Here is a 19,682-nt window from a genome sequence, read left to right on the forward strand (position 1 = left end):
AAACACAATATTAACCACAATAACGAATAACAATCATGACTGAAACATCCCCACAAAAAGTTAATTGGTATCCCTTGGTGATCCTGACGCTGGTCGCGGCGTTGGTGTTGGTATTCTCGCTGTTGGTCCTGGAGAAAACCCGTGTTAAGTCTATCGGTGCGGAGACGTCGGAAAAGGTGGGTCAACCGAGTTATCGTTGGCGCATGGTGACGACCTGGCCGAAAAATTTTCCGGGGTTGGGTACTACCGCAGAAACTTTTGCAGAGTATGTGAAAGACATGAGCGATGGACGTCTGCAAATTCATGTCTATGGTTTTAACGAGATTGTCCCCGCGATGGGGGTGTTTGATGCGGTATCGAGCGGTAGCGTGGAGATGGGTCACGGTGGGGCTTATTACTGGCGGGGCAAGGCGCCGGCGGCGCAATTTTTTACCACGATTCCGTTCGGGATGAATGCGCAGGAGATGAATGGCTGGTTGCATCATGGCGGTGGTTTGGAGTTGTGGCGTGAAATCTACGCGCCGTTTAATTTAATTCCTTTTGCTGGCGGTAACACCGGTATTCAAATGGCTGGCTGGTTTAATCGTGAGATTAACAGTATTGAAGATTTGCGCGGGTTGAAGATGCGTATTCCTGGTATGGCTGGCGATGTGTTCAATCGCGCGGGTGGTACATCGGTCAATATTCCCGGCGGTGAATTGTATACGGCGCTGCAAACCGGTGTGATTGATGCGGCTGAATGGGTTGGGCCGGAGAATGATCTGGCGGTGGGTTTTCATCAGGTGGCCAAATATTATTATTATCCTGGCTGGCAGGAGCCGGGCTCGACATTGGAATTGATTGTTAACAAGCAGGCATTTGAATCTTTACCGAAAGATTTGCAGGCAATTGTCACAGTGGCGGCGCGAGCGGCTAATCAGGATATGCTGGACCGATACACAGCGCGCAATAACGCTGCGTTGAAAGAGCTGGTTGCAAAAGGTGTGGAGGTACGGCGCTTGCCTGATGAGGTACTGCAACATTTGCGCGATATCAGTATGCAACTCTACACCGAACAATCAGCACAAGATCCTATGTTTAAAAAGGTTTACGACTCCTATCAAGCGTTTCTGCAAATGGCGACCGAGTATCACAAAATCTCGGAACACACCTATTACGATGTGCGCGAACAGACGCAAGAAAATCACACCAGACAATGATGGAACTGTAGGCCGAATTAGCCGCGCAAGCGCGGCGTAATCCGACACCATTTGTGAAATCTCACGATCACTTCGCAATCAAAAAATGCACCTGATTGCGCAGTTCTTTTTTCTCCTGCGCATCAAAAGGCAACACCAGATCATCCTGCCCATCATTGTTTACATCCATTACCTGTACTTTGGAGCCATCGCGCGGGAGCGTGACATTAAACTGCAAACGCTCATGGTCGAATAAATTATTTTCATCGCTGCGATTAACAATCAAGCGCTGTTGTTTTTCACCCACCCATAAATCCTTGTATGTGTTATCCACGTGTCCGGCCAGCTGAAAAAGTGGCAGGTCAACACGGCCGCCGCTGATGCTGATACTGGCTGTAGTTTTGTGGATGTGGTCCGGCTTTTCGTTAAAACTCCGATCTTGTTTCATGCGATAAAACTGCACTTCGATGCCGGCATTGCCGCTGATCAGCGCACGCACCATCAAACCCAACCCAAAATGCACATTGGGCGTATAAAAATCCTTGCGACCATCGCCGTCAATATCAGCAAACACAGATTCAAACTGAATGCCGTGTGTGTTAATGCGCGTGTCGGGCTTTTTCTCAAAGTACAGACCGTCTTCGCTGGTGCGACCGTAATGAATCAGATAGTCGTAATTTTGTTCCAAAGCATCGGCAAACCTTTCGCGGCGGATGATGATGTCTGCCACACCGTCTCCATCCAGGTCTGTCACATCAAACAAACGGTTGATAAGCAGCCCGTCATAGTTGCGCCCATCACCGGGGCGCAGGCTGGCTTCACTGTCGGAAGATATCGTCATGTTCAGTTGATAAATGTTGGCTTGCTCCGGAAAACCGCCAGCGCCGTTTTGTTCAAACGCCAACAGCTGGTTGTCGCGCGTAAAGACGATATCGGTTTTGCCGTCGAGGTTGGTATCGACGAGATAAGGTTTACGCGGTGTATAACGCGGAACCTCTTCATAGGTTTCGGCCACAACATCGACGGTCAGCGGGAAATGCGAGAAGCTGCCGTCTTTGCGTTGCAGCCACAAGTGGTAAGTTGTGAAGTCGGCGATAAGTAGATCACTTAAGTCATTGTTGTCCACATCCACCACCATATCGCTGTGACGCAGACGTTTGCTGTCGGCTAGTGCATAAATGGAAGCGGTTTTTACCAGGGGCGACAGCGTATTTTTTTCCATGTCATAACGACTTACACCTTCAGTGGTGTGAAATACCAATTGTGCTTCGGTGTAATCGGCGAGTTTCATTGCACTGAAAAACTGTGCTTTTTCAGGAATGGCGACGGTGCGCGCGCTGAAATTTTCAAGATCAATGATCGATAACCAGCGTCCGTCAGCGGCATGGCCGGACACCGCTACATGATCGGTGGCCGAGTTATTGGTAGATAGCAATACCAGATCGCCGTTAGCCGGGTGTGATAAGGGGACGGTCTTGAGGCTGAATGACAAGGCGTGAACCTGCAACGAAACACAAGCAGCCAAGGCACCGGCTATCATTGAAAATTTACTCACAATCCCTCCGCAATATTGTCTTGTAACGCCTATAGACAAGCTGATTGGTGATTATTTCAATGATAGACCGACCAGCTGACTGATCATTGACTCGTGTGTGACCTGCCACGCAAACTGATAGTGCAAAAAAAACGGGAGGCCAGTGCCTCCCGTTTTTCAATACTGCCTGACAACTTACTGCTTGATACCTTCGACATGCAATTCCAGCTTAACGGTTTGCGAAGCCGGGCCGAGATCTTTGGTAATGTTGAAATCTTTCAGAGCAATTTCGGTTTCACCTTCAAAGCCAACGCGATAGCCGCCCCAGGGGTCTTTACCTTCGCCCACTTTATCCACTTCAATGGTGATGCTTTTGGTTACACCATTCAGGGTCAGGTCGCCGACAACATCAAATTCGTCACCATCATCAGGCACAATTTTCTTGCTGACAAAAGTAGCTTTGGGAAATTTTTCAACGTTGAGGAAATCGCCGCTGCGCAAGTGCTTGTCGCGCTCGGCATGGTTGCTATCAACGCTGGTGGTGTCGATGGTGACATTGATGGTGCTGGCAGCAACATCTTTCGGATCGTAGGTGAAATCGCCGCTGAAATTATTGAAGCGACCGGTGAGATAACTATAACCCAGGTGCTGAATACTGAAATTGATTGAGGCGTGGGCACCTTTGGTGTCGATAACATACTTGTCAGCCAGCGCCGGTAAACTGGCAAGACCAGCAGCGGCAAAAGCTAAAACGGCGAGTGATTTTTTCATCCTAATTCTCCTAAATGGACCAGATTGAACCAAACATCATGTGAAAGGAAATTGAAGCTGTACTATGGATTGCCAGACGATGCCTGTTCATCGGCAACAGGCAATTTTTTAATCGGTTTTAACATACGCACCAGTGTTCGGTCACGGATCACAAAATGGTGTACCAGCGCGGCAAGGGCGTGTAAAGCAGCGACTATGACAATAGCCCATGCGAGGAGTTCATGAATCAGGCCGGCACGATCAACGTTGTCGGCACCCAATTGGGTGATCACGGGAAAGTGGATAACATCAAACAAGCTCGCTGGTTTTCCTTCGGCGGTGGTGATCAGATAGCCGCTGGCGATGACAATAAACACCAATCCATACAGCAGGTACTTCACCAGCTTGGCGAGCAATAATGTGGTGCGGGAATGATTCGGTAACGCCGTGGGATTTTTATTCACCATGCGCCAGATTATGCGCACGATCATCAGTAGTAAAAGGATTAAACCGAGACTGACATGCAGTGCCGGCCCCTTGTGATACCACTCCGAATAATAATCCAGACCGGTCATGTAAATGCCGAGGCCAAACAGGAAAAAAATCAGCAGGGCGCTAACCCAATGCAAGATGATGGTGAGTAATCCGTATCCGGCGGCAGCGTCTTTTAGCATCAGTTGTTACTCGACAGATGTGAGCGCGTGAAGGTGAACTCCTGTTCGCAACCTTCGTTCATAACCTTTATGCGCGACCCTGGTATGGCAGCGTAAGGTGACGGAAAAATGTAAAGCCAAGTCTAGCAGTTGCCGCGCTTGCTGCGATTAAAGAAATGAAAAGGCGGCGCACAGATCTGTGAGCGTCTGCGCAGTTTGAAGCTGTCAGTCGCGCGGTACGGGCCGGGTGCGACCGTTATCATCGATAGCGACGTAAACAAATTCACCTTCCGTCACCTTGGCCACTTCACCGGTTCTACACACTTTAATCCAGACTTCAATCATGGTGCGGATGGAGGTGCGTCCAATTTCCTGGGCAGAGGCATAACAGCTGACAGTTGCCCCCACCGGCACTGGCCGCAAAAAAACCATACTGCCCACAGCGACGGTAGTCACACGCCCCTTGGCAACTTCCTGCGCCAGGATGGCACCGGCCAGATCCATTTGCGACATCAACCAACCGCCGAAGATATCGCCGTAGGGATTGGTATCGGCGGGCATGGACAGGGTTTGCAGCGTCAGGGTGCCGATCGGTGTGGGGTCTTCATCAAGGTGATGCAGGGTCATAAAAAATTCCGTCAAAAAGTCAGTCAATAAAGGCTGGGCTCGTCAAACCTGATGCATCCGGTCGTTGATCGCGAATCAAAACGCTGACAGATAATCAGGCAACCAGGTGATCAGTGCCGGCCAGAGCGCGAGCGCGCACAACAATAACACCTGCAATAGGATAAAAGGCAACACACCGCGATAAATATCCAGCGTGCGCACACTGTCGGGCGCAACCCCGCGCAAATAAAATAGGGCAAAACCGAAGGGTGGCGTCAAAAAAGACGTCTGCAAATTTACCGCAATCATGATGCCAAGCCAAATAGGGTCAACACCCATGGCCAGCAGGACCGGGCCGACAATCGGTACCACCACAAAGGTGATTTCAATGAAGTCGAGGATAAAGCCCAGCACAAAGATCACTGCCATCACGATCAGTAAGGCGGTAAAGGTGCCGCCGGGCAACTGGTTGAAAAGTTGATGGACCAGTTCTTCACCCCCGAAACCGCGGAACACCAGCGAGAATAAGGAGGCACCGATCAGGATCGCGAAGATCATGGCGCTGACTTCGGTGGTGGAACGCGCAACCTCGGTGAGCCGCTGCCAGCTCAACTGGCGCTTCCACAAGGCCAGGAGGCTGGCCCCGAAGGCGCCCACCCCGGCAGCTTCTGTCGGCGTGGCTACACCGAACAGGATGGAACCGAGTACCAGTGCGATCAGCAGCAATACCGGCAGCAGACTGGGAATAATCCGCCAGAGCGGGATGTGTTCCCCTTGCACGACGGTAGGCACTTGCTGCGGCCTGAAGCGAGCCATCAACAGCACATACGCGATATAGAAAAGCACCAACAATAAGCCGGGCACAATTGCCGCGACGAATAAATCACCCACCGAGATCGTGCGCGGGTTAAAGATGCCCTGGTTCAATTGCGCCTGCTGGTAAGCGCTGGACAATACGTCCCCCAGCAATACCAGTGCGATGGACGGCGGGATGATTTGGCCCAGAGTGCCGGTGGCGCAGATGGTGCCTGCCGCAAACGCGGGCGCATAACCGCGCTTGAGCATGGTGGGCAGGGATAACAGGCCCATGGTTACCACCGTCGCGCCCACGATACCGGTACTGGCGGCAAGCAGGGCGCCCACCACGACCACGGAAATCCCCAGGCCACCGGGCAGGCGCCCACAGGCTTTGGTCATATTTTCCAGCAAGGCTTCGGCGAGCCGCGACTTCTCCAGCATCACCCCCATAAACACAAACAGGGGTACGGCAATGAGGGTGTAATTGGTCATAATGCCGAACAGGCGCGCGGGAAAAGTACGCAGCCAATTGGGATCAAAATAACCGGTCACGATGCCGACGCCAGCAAACAGCAAGGCGACGCCAGCCAGGGTAAAAGCCACCGGATAACCCAGCATCAGGGCGATACAAACCACCGCAAACATCAACAATGGGATAAATTCCGCCAACATCATTGGTCTGACTCCTCTCCGCTTGTCGGCTCGCCTGTTGGCAAGGCAGCGCCCATTAGCAGCAAGAGGTTGCGCAGCAATTCGGCGATAGCCTGGAGCCCGAGGGTGACGGCCATCAACGGAATCAGGGACTTCAACAGATACACGGCACCCACGCCACCGGAATCCGTGGAGCTTTCCCGAATGGCCCAGGAGCTGAGTACAAATTCCTGGCTAATCAATCCGGTGAAGATGGCCAGCGGTAACAGAAAGAGCAAACATCCAAGACTATCGACCCAGGCTTTGCGACGAGGAGAGAAACGACGGTAAAGGATATCCACCCGCACATGACCGCCGCGCTTCAGGGTATAACCGGCGGCAAGCAAGAACACGGCGGCGTGCATATAAGCCACCGATTCCTGTAGGGCAATGGAGCCTATATCAAAGCCGCGCCTCAGAATCACCACGATGCAGGTGGCAATCACCATCATCACCGTGAGCCAGGCGATGCTGCGGCCAATAAACAGGGTGATTCCGTCGAGCAGATTAAGCAGGCGCTGGGGCCAGGGTAGCGTGATGCGGGTGGAGTCCATAGCAGTCCGTATGTCCCATTATTGTCATTGTCGGGGAGTCGGGCGCATTATAACGTTAAATCCCCGTCACGCCTGCGTGACCCACAGAACAATACCGCTATGTATCAGTCTTGCCTGACCTTGTTGTGGTTGATGGCCTCCGCCGGTTTGGTGGGGTGCAGCGATAACCCACTGGAACAATTGCCCGACGAGGAGCTAAGCCAACAATACCGCTTGTGCCGACAACAGCGGCCGGACTCTTATCCGGAGATTATGGTGTGCGACAACATCCAGCGGGAATGTGAGCGGCGGGCTGTTGAGCGGGAGCGGGTTTGTGGGAGAGAGTAAACCGACAGGCTTCGCCATGGAAGCCTGTCGTCGTGGCTGCCGATCTACGGCGTTTGCAGCTTGGCCAATTGCGCCTCGGCGGCGGCACCTATATCACCGCCACCCTGGGCGGCCTGTTGGAAATAAGTGGCGGCGGCGGAGCGTTGGCCTTTGCCGAGGGCAATCTCACCCAGGTAGTAAGCCGCTAACTGCGTTGGCAGAAGCTGCTGGCTGGCGACCAGATCTTTCTCCGCCTGGGTGGTGTTGCCCAATTGCTTATGGGCCAAACCGCGGTAGACGTAAGAGCGGAAGAACTCCGGATTGGCCTGGATTGCTTTATCCAATGCCGTTACCGCCTCTTTCTCTTTCTTTTGCTGCAGAAGCAGTTGGCCTTTCAATTCCCAGAACAGGTTTTCCTTTGGTTGTTGCTTGATGGCGTTGTCCACGAGGCTCAGAGCGTTGGTGTAATTCTTTTCGCTGGCGGCCTTCATGGCTTTTTCATAGTTGGCATAAGCGGTCTGGTCTTTGCGTACTTGTGCCATTGCCTTGTCGAAAGCGGCTTTATTGCGCACGCCGCCGGGATTAGCCTGCGCCATAGCCCGGTTGGCCGTGACCCTCTCCTGTGAGGGTGGATGGCTGGCAAACAAACCTTCCAGCCAATTGGTCTGGCGGCTTTCCGACAGCTTCACGAAGGTTTCCTGCAGTTCCACCGCGCCCATGGGGTCGTAGCCCGCGCGAATCATATACTCGATACCGTACTTGTCGGCTTCCAGTTCATGGCTGCGGCTGTACTTGGACATCCAGGCGTTGGCACCTACGCCCAGCGCACCGACGGCCAGGCCGGCGTAATCAGAATCCTGGGTAGAAGCCGCCACGCCCGCCGCCAACATGCCGGTGCTGATGAGGATATTCTGGGTTTGCTGGGACGCGCCGTGGCGTGCGGCGGCGTGAACAATCTCATGGCCTAACACCGCTGCCAGTTGTGCCTCGTCTTCCAGTTTGGTCAACAGACCGCGGTTGATCGCCATCTTGCCGCCGGGTAAGGCCCAGGCGTTGGGTACGTCATTGTTGAGCACGACAAATTCATAGGGCAGTTGCGGACGATCACTGACAGCCGCCAGCTTCTTACCAACTTTATTGACGTATACCGTCAGCTCGGGATCGACAACATAGCGGCCGCCTTGGGATTGCTGGCTGGGCTCGTAATTTTTGGCGCCGATGGCCACTTCCTGTTCGGCCGATACAAAGGAAAGCTGGTTTTTGCCGGTAACAGGGTTCACCGCACAGCCGATCAAACCGCTGGCGAAGATACAGCAACCCAACAGGGTGAATAGTCGTTTCATGATTGTCCTCCTTAAGACCAAGGTCGCTATGATGCCACACAAATTGCCCGTACAAAGTGACGTTTATTCTGCGCGCGCATCGGTTCACAGACCCTATAAAAACCGCAAATACTGCACTGAAAATAACGGTTGTACTTCACCGCACCAAACATTAACCGACCTCACTCCGGCGACTTCTCAGTTGAAGTCACCCTGCCTATGGGGCGCTGACCGGTACCCATGGTGCCGGTGAGGGAATCGCCTAGATCGGCGCGCATGGTATCTGCCAACGACTGAATCCTGGCCACGACATCCGGATGCTGATGCGCAAGGTTGGTGGTCTCACCGGGATCGCGCTGAAGATCGTAAAGGGCAATTTCCGTCAGCCTGGCCTGTTGATAACCCACGGGTTGGCCGTTTGTTCCGCCGCTCTGGCCCTGAAGCGTCTGGTATTGGTGAGGAAAGTAAAGCTTCCATTGCTGATAGCGCACGCCCTGAAGTTCGTTGTTGCCGTAATAGAAAAAATACGCTTCATGCGGCGATTGATCAGACTCACCGGTAAGCACCGACCACGCGGGTTTGCCGTCTATTTTCAATGTGGGCAAGGGTGCATTGGCCAAGCCGGCGATAGTAGGCAGCAGGTCGATACTCATCAGCGGTGTGTCAATTACCTTGCCAGCTGGCAGTCGGCCGGGCCAACGCGCAATAAAGGGCTCGCGCACCCCGCCTTCATGGGTGGTGCCCTTGCCCTCGCGGAACGGCAATGCAGAACCGGCGTGATCGCCATAAGCCAGCCAAGGGCCATTGTCCGAGGTGAATATCACCAGGGTATTGTCGTCCAGACCGTGGCGTTTCAGCGCAGCGAGAATCTGACCCACCGACCAATCCAGTTCGTGAATCACATCAGCATACAGCCCGGCACCGGTGGAGCCACGGAAGGCGTCCGACGCAAACAGGGGAACGTGGGGTTGTGGATGGGCCAGATAGAGAAAGAAGGGTTGTTGCTGATGGCGCGCAATAAAGTCGAGGCTTCTTTGGGTAAGCCTTTGTGTCAGGTCGCTTTGGTCATGTAAGGCCTCGATCGCATCTTCGTTGTCGAACAACAACAGATCACCAAAATCAAACACGCTGCCCTGCAAGGGGTGATGCGGCCACATGTCGTTGGAGTGAGGGATACCAAAGAATTCATCGAATCCCTGGCGGTTGGGCATAAAGGTGGGATCGTCACCCAGATGCCATTTGCCGACATGCCCGGTCACATACCCGGCCTGCTGCAACAGCTCTGCCAGCGTCGTTTCTGCCAGATTCAACCCCTTGCCGCTCTCAGGCATAAATGCCCCGGAAACCCCGACGCGATTGGGATAACTGCCCGTCAACAGTGCCGCGCGGGACGCGGAACAGACCGGCTGGGCCACATAGAAATTCGTCAGCTTCACGCCTTCCGCCGCCATGCGGTCGAGGTTGGGCGTGACCAGCTGTATACCGCCGAAGCTCTGTACATCGGCGTAGCCCTGATCGTCGGTAAAGATAATCACGATATTGGGCTTGCGCGTTTGCTTGTCCGCTGTTGCCGGGCTTTGTTGTGGTCCCGTACACGCCTGAATTAACAAAACTACCACCAGCCAAAACACATATTGCCGTTGCATTATCGTATCCACCGTTTGTTTTTAGCGTCACAGGATAACAATATTGAGCGAGGCTACAGAACCCATAGGGGATATCACTGTGACCCGGCGAGCTGGCGCCGCTATAATGCTCGCCCACTGAACAGCGACGAGATGATGTGATGAAAGCCCTACAGATGGTGGAGATGTTTGCCGGGGTTGATCCCCAGGGCAAACCGATAGCGGAAAAGATTCCGGTACGTGAACTGGAAAATGGCGAGCTGCAACTGGTGCAATCGCCCGCCTTTGTGAAAGGCCTGGCCAGTGGCGACGTACTGCGGTTTTCGCCCCGCTCGCGCGAATTTGAGATCGCCCAGCGCAGTGGCAACCTGAGCGTGCGCGTATTTGCCCGCAGCAACATCGAAGAGCTGGCCGACCGGTTGACGGCGCAGTTGGAAAAGCTCGGGGGTGAACTGGATCTGCAAACGCCGCGTATGCTGGTGTACTCCATCCACGTCAGTTGCGGTTTTACGGCCATCGAAGCCATCCTCAATCGCGAAGTCGTCGGTGAGTGCGGGTGGATGTATGGCAATGTCTATGACCCTGTCGATGGCGTCACGCCCCTGAACTGGTGGCAGGATCTGTTAAAGCCAGAATAAAACCGACGCACGCTTTTTCCCAGGAATTCCGCGATTTATGTTGTTATTGATCTCCCCCGCCAAGACGCTTGATTTTGCTACGCCGCCCCGGACCAAGGTGGTCACCCAACCGAATTTTCTCGAACACTCGCAAACCTTGATTGATGAGTTGCGCCATTTATCACCGCCGCAGCTCTCCGAATTGATGGGCATCAGCGATAAGCTCGGCGACCTGAACTTCGGCCGCTTCCTCAACTGGCAGACACCCTTCACGCTGGATAACGCCAAGCAAGCGGTGCTGGCTTTCAAAGGTGATGTCTACACCGGCATGGAAGCGGAGACCTTTGCGCGCGGCGATTTCACCTTTGCCCAAAAACACCTGCGCATTCTGTCGGGCCTCTACGGCCTGTTGCGACCGCTCGATTTGATCCAGCCCTATCGGCTGGAGATGGGTACACCGTTCACCAACACGCGCGGCAAAAATTTGTATCAATTCTGGGGCGATATCATCACCGACCGTATCAACGAAGAACTGGCGGCGCTAAAGAGCAAGGTGGTGGTCAATCTGGCATCCAATGAGTATTACCAGGCCGTCAACGGGCGCCGTTTGGATGCCGAAGTCATCACGCCGGTATTCAAGGATCGCAAGAACGGCCAATACAAAATCATCAGCTTCTTCGCCAAGAAAGCGCGCGGCATGATGAGTGCCTACATCATCCGCGAACGACTCAAAAAGCCGGAGGGCATCAAGGATTTCAACACCGCCGGTTACGCCTACAACGAAGCCATGTCGAGCCCGAAAGAGTGGGTATTTACCCGCGACGCTGAGGCGTGAGTGAAGTGGTGTTGAGGCGCGGGTGAGGTGTAAGGCACGCCGAATCAAGCATATATGGCAAATCACAATCTTTCGCATTTGAACTAGCGAAACATTCTTAGAATCCTGTTGCGTTCGCCGGTGTTCCTCATTAGAGTTTTTGCCAGTTTTGGCGTGCCAAAACCAACCGGGACAAGGAGTGGTCGATGTGTTGTAACGACCCTGCCTCACCCCCCAAACTTCCCCATAAGAAAGGCGTCGATATGGCAGTCAGCACTCACTATGTAGCTCACGCAGTTGAATGCATGGCTCGGGTTGCGCCTGTCTCTTACCGTCGGATTTTTCACGGCGTGGGCATTTACCATCAGGGTGTCCAGTTCGCCATCATCGTCAATGATCATCTGTACTTCCGCGCGGACGAATACTCCCGCTCGCTCTACGAGCAACGGGGTATGGCACCCTTTCGCCCGGCCGCTGCGGATATGGTGGAATCCGCGTTTTACCAACTGCCCGAAACCGTCCTCGAACGACCGGCCGAACTGATCTACTGGATGCGCACCGCTGTGGAAGCCGCGCAAAACGGTTACTCGCTGGAGCAGGACGAGCCCTACATCGATGCGCCGGTGCGCCATCTGCAAGCGCGCTGATTTGTCGCATTCTGTTACAAATCGTCTAGGCTAATAAAACCCCCGGACAATCTTCGGGGACTTCACTGTTTTTTTTGTGCAAGGAATTAGCCTATGGCTATCCGTATCCTCGTCGTTGATGACGCCACTTTTATCCGTGACATGGTCAAGAAACACCTGCGGGAAAAAATCCCCGGTGTTGAAGTCTATGAAGCGGTAGACGGCAGTCGCGCGCTGGCCGCGATGAAAAGCCAGACCATGGACCTGATCCTCTCGGATTGGGAAATGCCCAACATGAGCGGCGAAGAACTCTTGCGCGCCGTGCGCAGCAGCGACCAGGGCGCCACCACACCCTTCGTGATGATCTCCAGCCGCGGCGACCGCAACCACGTCATCAAAGCGGTCGAGTCCGGCGTATCCGACTACCTCACCAAACCCTTTACGCCCGAAGAATTACTGCGCAAAGTCTTCAAACAACTCAAAGCTGTCGGCAAGGCACCCACCCACGCCGGCCGTCAGGCCAGCACCCAAGGCATTGCCTTCGCCTCGGTAGACGTACTCACCGGCACACGAGCACCCCAACCCACAGCTAACCCCAATCCCCTCATCAACCCGGCCAGCAGCGCCAGCCTCCTGACCGGCGGCGCCGCTAAACCCAAGCCTGCTGCCAAAGCCGCCAACATCAAAGGCAAAGCCCAACTGCGCTTCTCCAACAACGCCAAACCCTGCGCCTGCGTCATCCGCGAACTCTCCCTGCAATCCCTCGGCGGCCTGATGCAACGCAGCGACAACCTGCCCACCGTCTTCGACCAAGCCGTAGTAGACATCGAAATGGGCGACGGCGGCGACCTCGCCCGGGTTAACGGCTACGTCCACAGCATCCAGGCCGGCGAAAACCGCGCGGAAACCAACGTGGTAAAAATCGTGATTCGCTTTGTCGATAACGATGCGGAAAAGTTTGAGGTGCTGTCGCAGTATATTGCGCAGATGTGAAATCAGAGACGGGTTGTTAAAAGATTAAATTCTACGGTGCTTGTTGCAGCCTGCACCAAGTGAGTTTGGCGTTGGGATAGTGGTTCCGAAACCCTCAAGTCATGGATGACTTGAGGGAGCTACAGGGATGTATTTATGCGTTTTCGGAACCACTATCCCAATGACAAACGGGCTACGAAGTCTGTAGCTTGGTATTACAAATAATCCGCATATTTCTCCGCATACTTCCTAACCTTCTTATGCGCCGCATTATCCTTGGCAATCCGCTCCAACGTCCCCTTGTACTTACCATTCCCCGACTCGCCCAAGGTACGACACATCCACGCCATCGCATCCAGATGCTCCGGATTTGTACTGCTCTTATACTGCGCAGCCAAAATCTCATGCACCTCATCCATCAACTCAACATCCGTTTTGTGATGGTTATAAACCAGACGAGTACCCGTACTGACCAGATCCGGCAGACTGGCATTCAACATATTCTTGATCCGCAGTTTATCCAGCTCAGCCTGAGACTGCGCAAGATGATTATCCTTGGCAATAACCGGATTCCAGCTCTGGTTAACAGCCAGGCGCTGTGACGCAATCTCCACATGCTTGCGCAATTTTCTCTTGCGCGTCTGCATCGCCAGAATTTTGTCAAATAAGGGCTGGTATTTTGGATTACCGGACAAGGCGAGACCCTTGGCCAGCCAGGAATTTAACTCAATCTCAGCGGGCAATTGGGCCTTATAATTCGCCTCCAGCCGCTCAGCGGCAACATCAAAGATCTCCGGATCAGAGATGCCGCTCCACTCCAGTTTACTGATCGCCGCCCGAACCTGGGCAGCATCGCCGGCAAAGGCATTTTTCAGTGGTTGCAACTCGGCCTCCAACACCGGGCTGGATTCAGCGTGCAGAGCCTGGGCGTAACCGAACATAAGTAACAGGGAAAAAGCGCAGAAACGCGCGCGAAGTAAAACGTTCATCCTTTCCTCCGGGGAAGTGATTATTGGAATAGCCGATGAGCCACGGGTAACGAGGCGCCAGAATTTTCTACCAGTAGCAGGAATAACTCAATGGCTGGCGAGGGGCGGCAGCGAAGGCCGCCCCACCAGGTTTACTTAAGCTCGACCACATCACCCAACAAAGCCACACCGGACATCAGCGCACCGGAGCCGCACTTGAAAGTATCGGTGCTGGTGGTTGTGCTGCCGCGATAGTTGGAACGGATGTTCACCACCGCATTGCCGCCTTCTTTTTCCGCGCGATCGCGCAGGGATTTCAGGGCAGACAAAAACACCCACTCGCACGCCTGCCGATCTGACTTGCCCACGCCGTTGGTTTTCTTGTTGGAGCCGAACTCTCCGAAACGCTTGCTGACCGGGCCGTGCTTTTGCGCACCGAAATAAAACTTGATGTTATCGCCAAGGATATTCTTGGCGTTTTCCGTGGCCAGGGCTTCAGCGATGGAGTAGTCCTGAATATCGTCGCGGGCCTGGGCGGAGATGGCACAGCACATTAGCGTAGCAGCAGCGCAGGCAAGAGAAATTGCTTTCATAGGATGTCCTTAAAACAAAACGTGTGAAAGGGAAAGATTGGCTCAAACCCCTGACGTCTGGATCAGCGGCTTGATGGGAGGGAATAGTAGAGAAGTTTTAGCGACAGCAGAATCTTTTTTATGCCTGGGGCTGGTTCAACACCAAACGTCCGCGCATGACCGGTAGTTGGCCCTGCTGCGCCAGCACCTCGTAGATTGCGCCGCTGCTGTTGTTCAACAGGCATTGGGCATCAATGTCGATGGGGGTGCTGTTGTCCACCGCGCTTTCCAGTAACTCAACGGATTTCACTGCGCCGAGATACGCCGGACGCGTCTCGCCCAGTTTGCTATTGAGCAAGGCGGCGTGCACCGCTGCTGCCTGTGCGGCGTATTCGATCAGCATGACGCTGTGTAGCTGATCCTTTTCGAACAATGGATTGGAGGTGCGGGCAAAGTCGGTGCTGCGGCAGTGGATACGCTCATTGTCCCAGCTGACCACTTCGTCGAGCATGCACATGCTTTCGCCGTGGGGGATAAGATCGACAATTTCGCGGCGCGTTAATGACACGGCTTCACCTCAATGGTTAGGGCGGGATTGTTGTTAGCCGCCAGCAGCATATGACCCGATTGTTGCCGTGCAATGAACTCCAGTAACGGCAGGCTGCGCGCAGCGGGATTACGCAAGCGCATGGCTTCCAATGATGCCAGCTGTGCCGATGTACTTTCTGCCGATTCAGCAATGGTCAGGGTCAGTTGCGCCAGACTGTCGGCAGATTCTGTTGGCGAGAGTAACAACGCCACCCCAAAATCCTGGCTGATGGGCCGCTTGCTCTGCAGGGGTTCCGGCGGTTTGATATCGTAGACGGCCAGGATCGTCGGCAGCTGTTCGATAACACACAGATTTGCCGCCTCCAACAGACCGGCGCAGAAACTGTCGTCAAAGGCCGAAATGCTGGTGGAGGGTGCGCGACTGCCGGTCGCGATGCTCCAGTAACCGGCAGCGGAATTGTGCACGGAATTGTGGAATTGGGTCGGCGACACCAGACGCTCCGGCTCGCACAAGGCTTTGCAGATCTGGTCGATGATCGGGTAGTCGCCACCGGATGAAGCAAACACGGCGGCACACTGGCGAATGTCTATCGGTTTTTGCCGCAGTAAGTCTTCACACACGCGGAACGCCATACGCACCAGATCAGTAGCGCGGCGTCGCTCATTGGCCGGCAATTGTTCCGGCTTGTAGCGCTCCAGTTCATTGGCCGCGTAAGTCTGCTCCCCGCGCAACACCGGCAGGCTTTCTTGCCAGCCATTCAAACCCGGCGCGGCTAAACCTATCGCGTCGACAAAGACTTTCATACGCGCGCTCCTACCACCAGGCTGCAGTTGCTACCGCCGAAGCCGAAGGAGTTGGTCAGAACCCGGCGCACCGGCTGTTGCACGGCGGTGAGCGGCAGGGCGATGCGCATCCCGTCGTCCGGTTGTTGCAAATGCAGGTTGGACGGGATGCGATTGTGGGTAATGCTCATCAGGGAAAAGCCGGTTTCCACGATCCCGGCGGCGCCCAGGGTATGGCCGGTCCAGCCTTTTGTGGAGCTGGCCCAGATGTGTTCGCCAAACAAGTGGGCCACGGCCTTGGATTCGGCAGCATCGTTGGCCAGTGTGCCGGTACCGTGCAGGTTGATGTAATCAATATCCTCGCTGGCGAGACCCGCTTTATCCAGTGCCATCTGCATGGCCAGCGACGCGCCCTCGCCGTCCGGATGCGGCGAAGACATATGATAAGCGTCGCCACTTTCGCCATAGCCCAGTAACGCCAGAGGGCTGTCTGCATCTTTTTCCAGCAGGGCAAAACCGCCGGCTTCACCGATGGAGATGCCGCTGCGATCTTTATCGAAGGGTTTGCATTTGTCCGGCGATACCAGTTGTAGCGAATGGAAACCATAAAGTGTCGTCAGGCACAGGGAATCCACCCCTCCCACAATCGCCGCGTCGCACATGCCGGTGGCGATGGCCCGGTAAGCGGAGGCAAATACCTTGGCGCTGGAGGAACAGGCTGTAGAGATAGCAATACACACACCGCGTGCGCCCAGCGCCTGCTGCACAAAGTCCGCTACCGAAAAGACATTGTGAGTGGAGCGATAGTGATACCAGTCTGGCAAGTGATCGCGGGATTCGAAGTAAGCGAGTTCGGTCTGGTGGATGCCCGAGGTGCTGGTACCGATAAACACCCCCACCCGAGCGGCGCCGTATGTCTCAATGGCTTGGCTAGCTTTGGCCAGGAAGTCATCCTGTTGCAAGGCCAGCCAGGCCAGGCGGTTGTTGCGGCAGTCGTAGTTGGCCAGACGAGCAGGTAATGCTTGTTGATCCACACCGGCCACTTCGCCGATCCAGGTAGGCAGGTCGGTGATGTCAAAAAAATCGCAGGGTTTCAATCCACTTTCAGCGCGGTCGATCTTGTCCCAATTGGCGGCGCGTCCGGCACCCAGGCAGGTGGTGAGCGTGTAATCAGTGATCGCCAGTGGAGTCATGCTGCCAGAAATCATAAAAGTTAAACCAGTTAAGCGGATGCTGCCGCGCGTGGTGTTCCAGACGCTGGCAGTAAGTATTCATGCCCTGTGCGATGGCCTCGGTGCGATCCCGCCGCCCGCTACCCAGACGTTCCGTGATCAGTTCGAAGTGCAGTGCGTAACGATTGCCGCCGTGGTACACCCCGAAACAGGCGATCACCGGTGCCTGTAACACGCTTGCCAGCTGCCAGCAGCCTACCGGAAACGGTGCGGGTTCGCCGAAGAAATTCTGCAACACCGTGCGCTCGCCACTGCCACCGCGATCCGCCATGATGCCCACCATTTCACCCCTGGCAATGCATTCGCTCAGCAGTAACGCGAGTGCCGGACCGGGTGTGCGGGCGTCGATAACCCCTTGAGCCAGTTGCGGATCGAGCCGCTGAATTAACGTCAGCGCGTTGGGGTTGTGTTGGATATCCAACAGAATGCGCACCGGCAACGCCTGTTCGCGCACGCCCATCACCCGCATTGCATCAAAACTGCCGAAGTGCGCGGCGAGCAGCACGCAGCCCTTGTCCCGGTAATACGTAAATAATTCGCCACCGTGTATCTCCAACTGGAATTTTTTTTCACGCCCGGCGAGAAACAAAATGCGGTCCATGGACACCACGGCGAAGGTCAGCAAGTGGCGGTAAATGTCCCACCAATGCGGTGGGCGCTGCAGTGCCCGCGCAAGGAATTGACGCGATGCCCGGCGCGCGCGGCCGACGAATAAAAAATAATAAAACACGATAGGACACAGCATCACAAAGATCGCACCGCGCCCCAGGTTGAGTGCCACCCAGCTCAGCAATGCCAGTACAAACGGATTACCTTTTTCGCGCTGTTGCCGCCAGTCATCACGCATGGTGTGCATCCGTTTGGTGATAAAGGCATTGGGCTTTGGCAACGGGCGTATTCGCGCAGAAAATCTCTACCGTCAAGCTGCCGTTGTTGGCTGTTACCTGCAATTGCAATTGATCGCCGGGTTTGACGATGTGCAAAAACTTGCATTGTTTGATCAGGTGCACGGCGAAGCTTTCCTGCTTGAGCAATTCAATTATCCAGCGCAACAAGAGCGCGCCGGGTACCAGCGGATTGCCGGGAAAATGGCCGGCATAGGACGGGTGATCCTCGGGGACTGAAAACGTTAAGGTGTATTGGGCAACCTTATCAGTCATGGCTTTGGCTCCATAAGGTTTGCAACGCAGCGTGGGTTAATTTGCCGGTTTCATTGCGCGGCAAACGGTCCACCTTGCGTAGCGGGCGCGGTAAGAACGCCGGGTCCATGTGTAAGGCGAGTTGTTGCAGGATGTGTTTTTCGGGTAAGTCGCTGACCACCAAGGCCGCTGGCCGTTGATTGGCCGTGTCGCGTGTTGGTAAGAAAAAGACGCCGTCGTGTACGCCGTCTATGGCCAGCAGTTTCAAACTTAAATCCGCCAGGGACGCGCGTTTGCCCGCGACGTTGATCATGTCCGCGTTGCGTCCCAGCAATAAAAAGTGTTCATCGTCCTGCTGTTCCAGTTGATCCTGCAATAGCGCCGCTTCAGCCAGGTGCGGCGCGCGGGCGACAAAACCCTGATCTGTGGCGCACAGGGAAAAACCATCCAGTAAATGCCATTGTTGTGTTTGGGTAGACGCCCGCGTCGCCATACTGCCCGCTTCCGTGCAGCCGTAAATTTCGCGCAGCGGCGTGTTAAAACAGTGCTCAGTGGCGGTGGCGAGGTCAGCGTCGAGCGGCGCGGTTGCCGACACCACACCGGCAATGTCAGGCATGGGCAATTCCGCATTGACCAGGGCGCGCAGGTGTATCGGCGTGCTGATCAGCAGTATCGGTGCCGGTGTGTTGCGTAACACCTGTCGGATATCCGCTGGATAAAACGGCTTGTCGCGGTGTAAGCAGCATTCGCCCTGCAAGGCCATCATCACCGTCATCTCCAGACCGTACATATGTTGTGACGGCACCGTGGCGACAAGGGTCGGGTTGGTCAGATGTTGCGTAAAACGGGCGGCGAGTAAACGCGCTGTACCTGCCAGGGTGCCCCAGTATTTTTTATTGGCTGAAGGCTTGCCGGTGCTGCCGGAGGTGAACGCAATAGCGGCCAGTTGTTGGGCCGGAATCAGCGGTGCCTGTGTAGTATCTGTGGAAGTGTTCTCGCTGGATTTTTTCTCCGCAAATAGGGTGCGAATATTGATACAGGGAATCTCACCTTCAATGTCGCTGTCGCTCAGGCAATAACAATCCGGGTAGTCAGCCGCAATCTGTGCAAGCGTCGCCCGCTGGCGGCCGGGGGGTAATAAATTAACGCTGTTGTTAAGCAAAGCTGCGCAGAAGGCGAGCAAAAAATAATAGCGGTCTTCACAGACATTAAACACAAACGCGGCATTCGGTAAACCGGCGCGCAGGCGGGCGAGGTCGCGCAGAAAATCGGCCTGGGTAATCGTCTGCTGATCGTTCACCAACAACACCGCTTGCGCGCGATAAGGATGCAGTAGCGGCAAGTGCGCGTGATCAGCGAGTGAAACCCATTCAGGCTGTGCAGGTGATGACATG

Annotated in this window: 22 protein-coding genes; 6 read left to right on the plus strand and 16 right to left on the minus strand. The window is 54.8% G+C overall.

The features are described 5' to 3' along the window. Window positions 1–35 precede the first annotated feature (35 nt). Complete coding sequence (locus CBR65_RS14585) at window positions 36–1,199, plus strand: TRAP transporter substrate-binding protein (RefSeq protein WP_087467539.1); 1,164 nt, start codon at window positions 36–38, stop codon at window positions 1,197–1,199. Window positions 1,200–1,266: 67 nt separating this feature from the next. On the opposite strand, the gene CBR65_RS14590 is transcribed toward CBR65_RS14585, so the two are convergent. The 6 genes from CBR65_RS14590 to CBR65_RS14615 form a co-directional block, all read right to left on the minus strand. Further along, on the minus strand, window positions 1,267–2,733 hold the full coding sequence (locus CBR65_RS14590; protein WP_157672084.1) for a VCBS repeat-containing protein: 1,467 nt from the start codon (window positions 2,731–2,733) through the stop codon (window positions 1,267–1,269). A 174-nt stretch (window positions 2,734–2,907) separates the two neighbouring features. After that, window positions 2,908–3,483 carry a YceI family protein gene (locus CBR65_RS14595; protein ID WP_087467541.1) on the minus strand — a complete coding sequence of 192 codons (576 nt, stop codon included), beginning with the start codon at window positions 3,481–3,483 and terminating at the stop codon, window positions 2,908–2,910. Between the two features lie 62 nt (window positions 3,484–3,545). Further along, window positions 3,546–4,136: a cytochrome b gene (locus tag CBR65_RS14600; RefSeq protein WP_198300750.1), complete on the minus strand. Its 591-nt coding sequence runs from the start codon at window positions 4,134–4,136 to the stop codon at window positions 3,546–3,548. A gap of 204 nt (window positions 4,137–4,340) precedes the next feature. Beyond that, complete coding sequence (locus tag CBR65_RS14605) at window positions 4,341–4,742, minus strand: acyl-CoA thioesterase (protein WP_369825621.1); 402 nt, start codon at window positions 4,740–4,742, stop codon at window positions 4,341–4,343. A gap of 75 nt (window positions 4,743–4,817) precedes the next feature. Then, the gene (locus CBR65_RS14610; RefSeq protein WP_087469084.1) at window positions 4,818–6,191 is read right to left on the minus strand and encodes a TRAP transporter large permease subunit; all 1,374 of its coding nucleotides are present in this window, start codon (window positions 6,189–6,191) and stop codon (window positions 4,818–4,820) included. Continuing rightward, complete coding sequence (locus CBR65_RS14615) at window positions 6,191–6,763, minus strand: TRAP transporter small permease subunit (protein WP_087467543.1); 573 nt, start codon at window positions 6,761–6,763, stop codon at window positions 6,191–6,193. Before CBR65_RS14615 ends, CBR65_RS14610 begins: the two co-directional genes overlap by 1 nt. A 99-nt stretch (window positions 6,764–6,862) precedes the next feature. Here CBR65_RS14615 and CBR65_RS22135 point away from each other — a divergent pair, with 99 nt between their 5' ends. Next, entirely contained in the window at window positions 6,863–7,090 is a 228-nt protein-coding gene (locus tag CBR65_RS22135) for a hypothetical protein (protein ID WP_157672085.1), read from the plus strand. Window positions 7,091–7,134: 44 nt separating this feature from the next. Here the strand turns inward: CBR65_RS22135 and CBR65_RS14620 are convergent, their stop codons facing one another. Further along, window positions 7,135–8,412: a M48 family metalloprotease gene (locus CBR65_RS14620; RefSeq protein ID WP_087467544.1), complete on the minus strand. Its 1,278-nt coding sequence runs from the start codon at window positions 8,410–8,412 to the stop codon at window positions 7,135–7,137. Window positions 8,413–8,573: 161 nt separating this feature from the next. Further along, window positions 8,574–10,037 (minus strand): sulfatase, encoded by a 1,464-nt coding sequence (locus CBR65_RS14625; RefSeq protein ID WP_087467545.1) that lies wholly within the window; start codon window positions 10,035–10,037, stop codon window positions 8,574–8,576. 140 nt (window positions 10,038–10,177) lie between these two features. Here CBR65_RS14625 and CBR65_RS14630 point away from each other — a divergent pair, with 140 nt between their 5' ends. The 4 genes from CBR65_RS14630 (at window position 10,178) to CBR65_RS14645 (ending at window position 13,066) form a co-directional block, all read left to right on the plus strand. Next, a complete protein-coding gene (locus tag CBR65_RS14630; RefSeq protein WP_087467546.1) occupies window positions 10,178–10,654 on the plus strand; it encodes a DUF4265 domain-containing protein in 477 nt (158 codons plus the stop codon). Between the two features lie 37 nt (window positions 10,655–10,691). Then, entirely contained in the window at window positions 10,692–11,468 is a 777-nt protein-coding gene (gene yaaA / locus CBR65_RS14635) for a peroxide stress protein YaaA (protein WP_087467547.1), read from the plus strand. A gap of 242 nt (window positions 11,469–11,710) precedes the next feature. Further along, window positions 11,711–12,094: a TfoX/Sxy family protein gene (locus tag CBR65_RS14640; RefSeq protein ID WP_157672086.1), complete on the plus strand. Its 384-nt coding sequence runs from the start codon at window positions 11,711–11,713 to the stop codon at window positions 12,092–12,094. 93 nt (window positions 12,095–12,187) lie between these two features. After that, window positions 12,188–13,066, plus strand: coding sequence for a response regulator (locus CBR65_RS14645; RefSeq protein ID WP_087467549.1), 879 nt, complete (start codon window positions 12,188–12,190; stop codon window positions 13,064–13,066). A 194-nt stretch (window positions 13,067–13,260) separates the two neighbouring features. On the opposite strand, the gene CBR65_RS14650 is transcribed toward CBR65_RS14645, so the two are convergent. The 8 genes from CBR65_RS14650 to CBR65_RS14685 form a co-directional block, all read right to left on the minus strand. Continuing rightward, window positions 13,261–14,034, minus strand: coding sequence for a hypothetical protein (locus CBR65_RS14650; RefSeq protein ID WP_087467550.1), 774 nt, complete (start codon window positions 14,032–14,034; stop codon window positions 13,261–13,263). Window positions 14,035–14,165: 131 nt separating this feature from the next. After that, on the minus strand, window positions 14,166–14,606 hold the full coding sequence (locus CBR65_RS14655; protein WP_087467551.1) for an excinuclease ABC subunit A: 441 nt from the start codon (window positions 14,604–14,606) through the stop codon (window positions 14,166–14,168). Window positions 14,607–14,724: 118 nt separating this feature from the next. Further along, window positions 14,725–15,153, minus strand: a complete 429-nt coding sequence (locus CBR65_RS14660; RefSeq protein ID WP_087467552.1) for a hypothetical protein — start codon at window positions 15,151–15,153, stop codon at window positions 14,725–14,727. After that, window positions 15,144–15,938 carry a beta-ketoacyl synthase chain length factor gene (locus tag CBR65_RS14665; protein ID WP_087467553.1) on the minus strand — a complete coding sequence of 265 codons (795 nt, stop codon included), beginning with the start codon at window positions 15,936–15,938 and terminating at the stop codon, window positions 15,144–15,146. The genes CBR65_RS14660 and CBR65_RS14665 overlap by 10 nt, the downstream gene beginning before the upstream one ends. Continuing rightward, window positions 15,935–17,125, minus strand: coding sequence for a beta-ketoacyl-[acyl-carrier-protein] synthase family protein (locus tag CBR65_RS14670; protein WP_087467554.1), 1,191 nt, complete (start codon window positions 17,123–17,125; stop codon window positions 15,935–15,937). The genes CBR65_RS14665 and CBR65_RS14670 overlap by 4 nt, the downstream gene beginning before the upstream one ends. Further along, window positions 17,088–17,996, minus strand: coding sequence for a lipid A biosynthesis acyltransferase (locus CBR65_RS14675; RefSeq protein ID WP_157672087.1), 909 nt, complete (start codon window positions 17,994–17,996; stop codon window positions 17,088–17,090). Before CBR65_RS14675 ends, CBR65_RS14670 begins: the two co-directional genes overlap by 38 nt. Then, window positions 17,989–18,309 carry a hypothetical protein gene (locus CBR65_RS14680; RefSeq protein WP_087467556.1) on the minus strand — a complete coding sequence of 107 codons (321 nt, stop codon included), beginning with the start codon at window positions 18,307–18,309 and terminating at the stop codon, window positions 17,989–17,991. Before CBR65_RS14680 ends, CBR65_RS14675 begins: the two co-directional genes overlap by 8 nt. Continuing rightward, window positions 18,302–19,681: an AMP-binding protein gene (locus tag CBR65_RS14685; RefSeq protein ID WP_087467557.1), complete on the minus strand. Its 1,380-nt coding sequence runs from the start codon at window positions 19,679–19,681 to the stop codon at window positions 18,302–18,304. The genes CBR65_RS14680 and CBR65_RS14685 overlap by 8 nt, the downstream gene beginning before the upstream one ends. Window position 19,682: the final 1 nt, after the last annotated feature.

The organism is Cellvibrio sp. PSBB006 (assembly GCF_002162135.1).
Lineage (GTDB): Bacteria > Pseudomonadota > Gammaproteobacteria > Pseudomonadales > Cellvibrionaceae > Cellvibrio.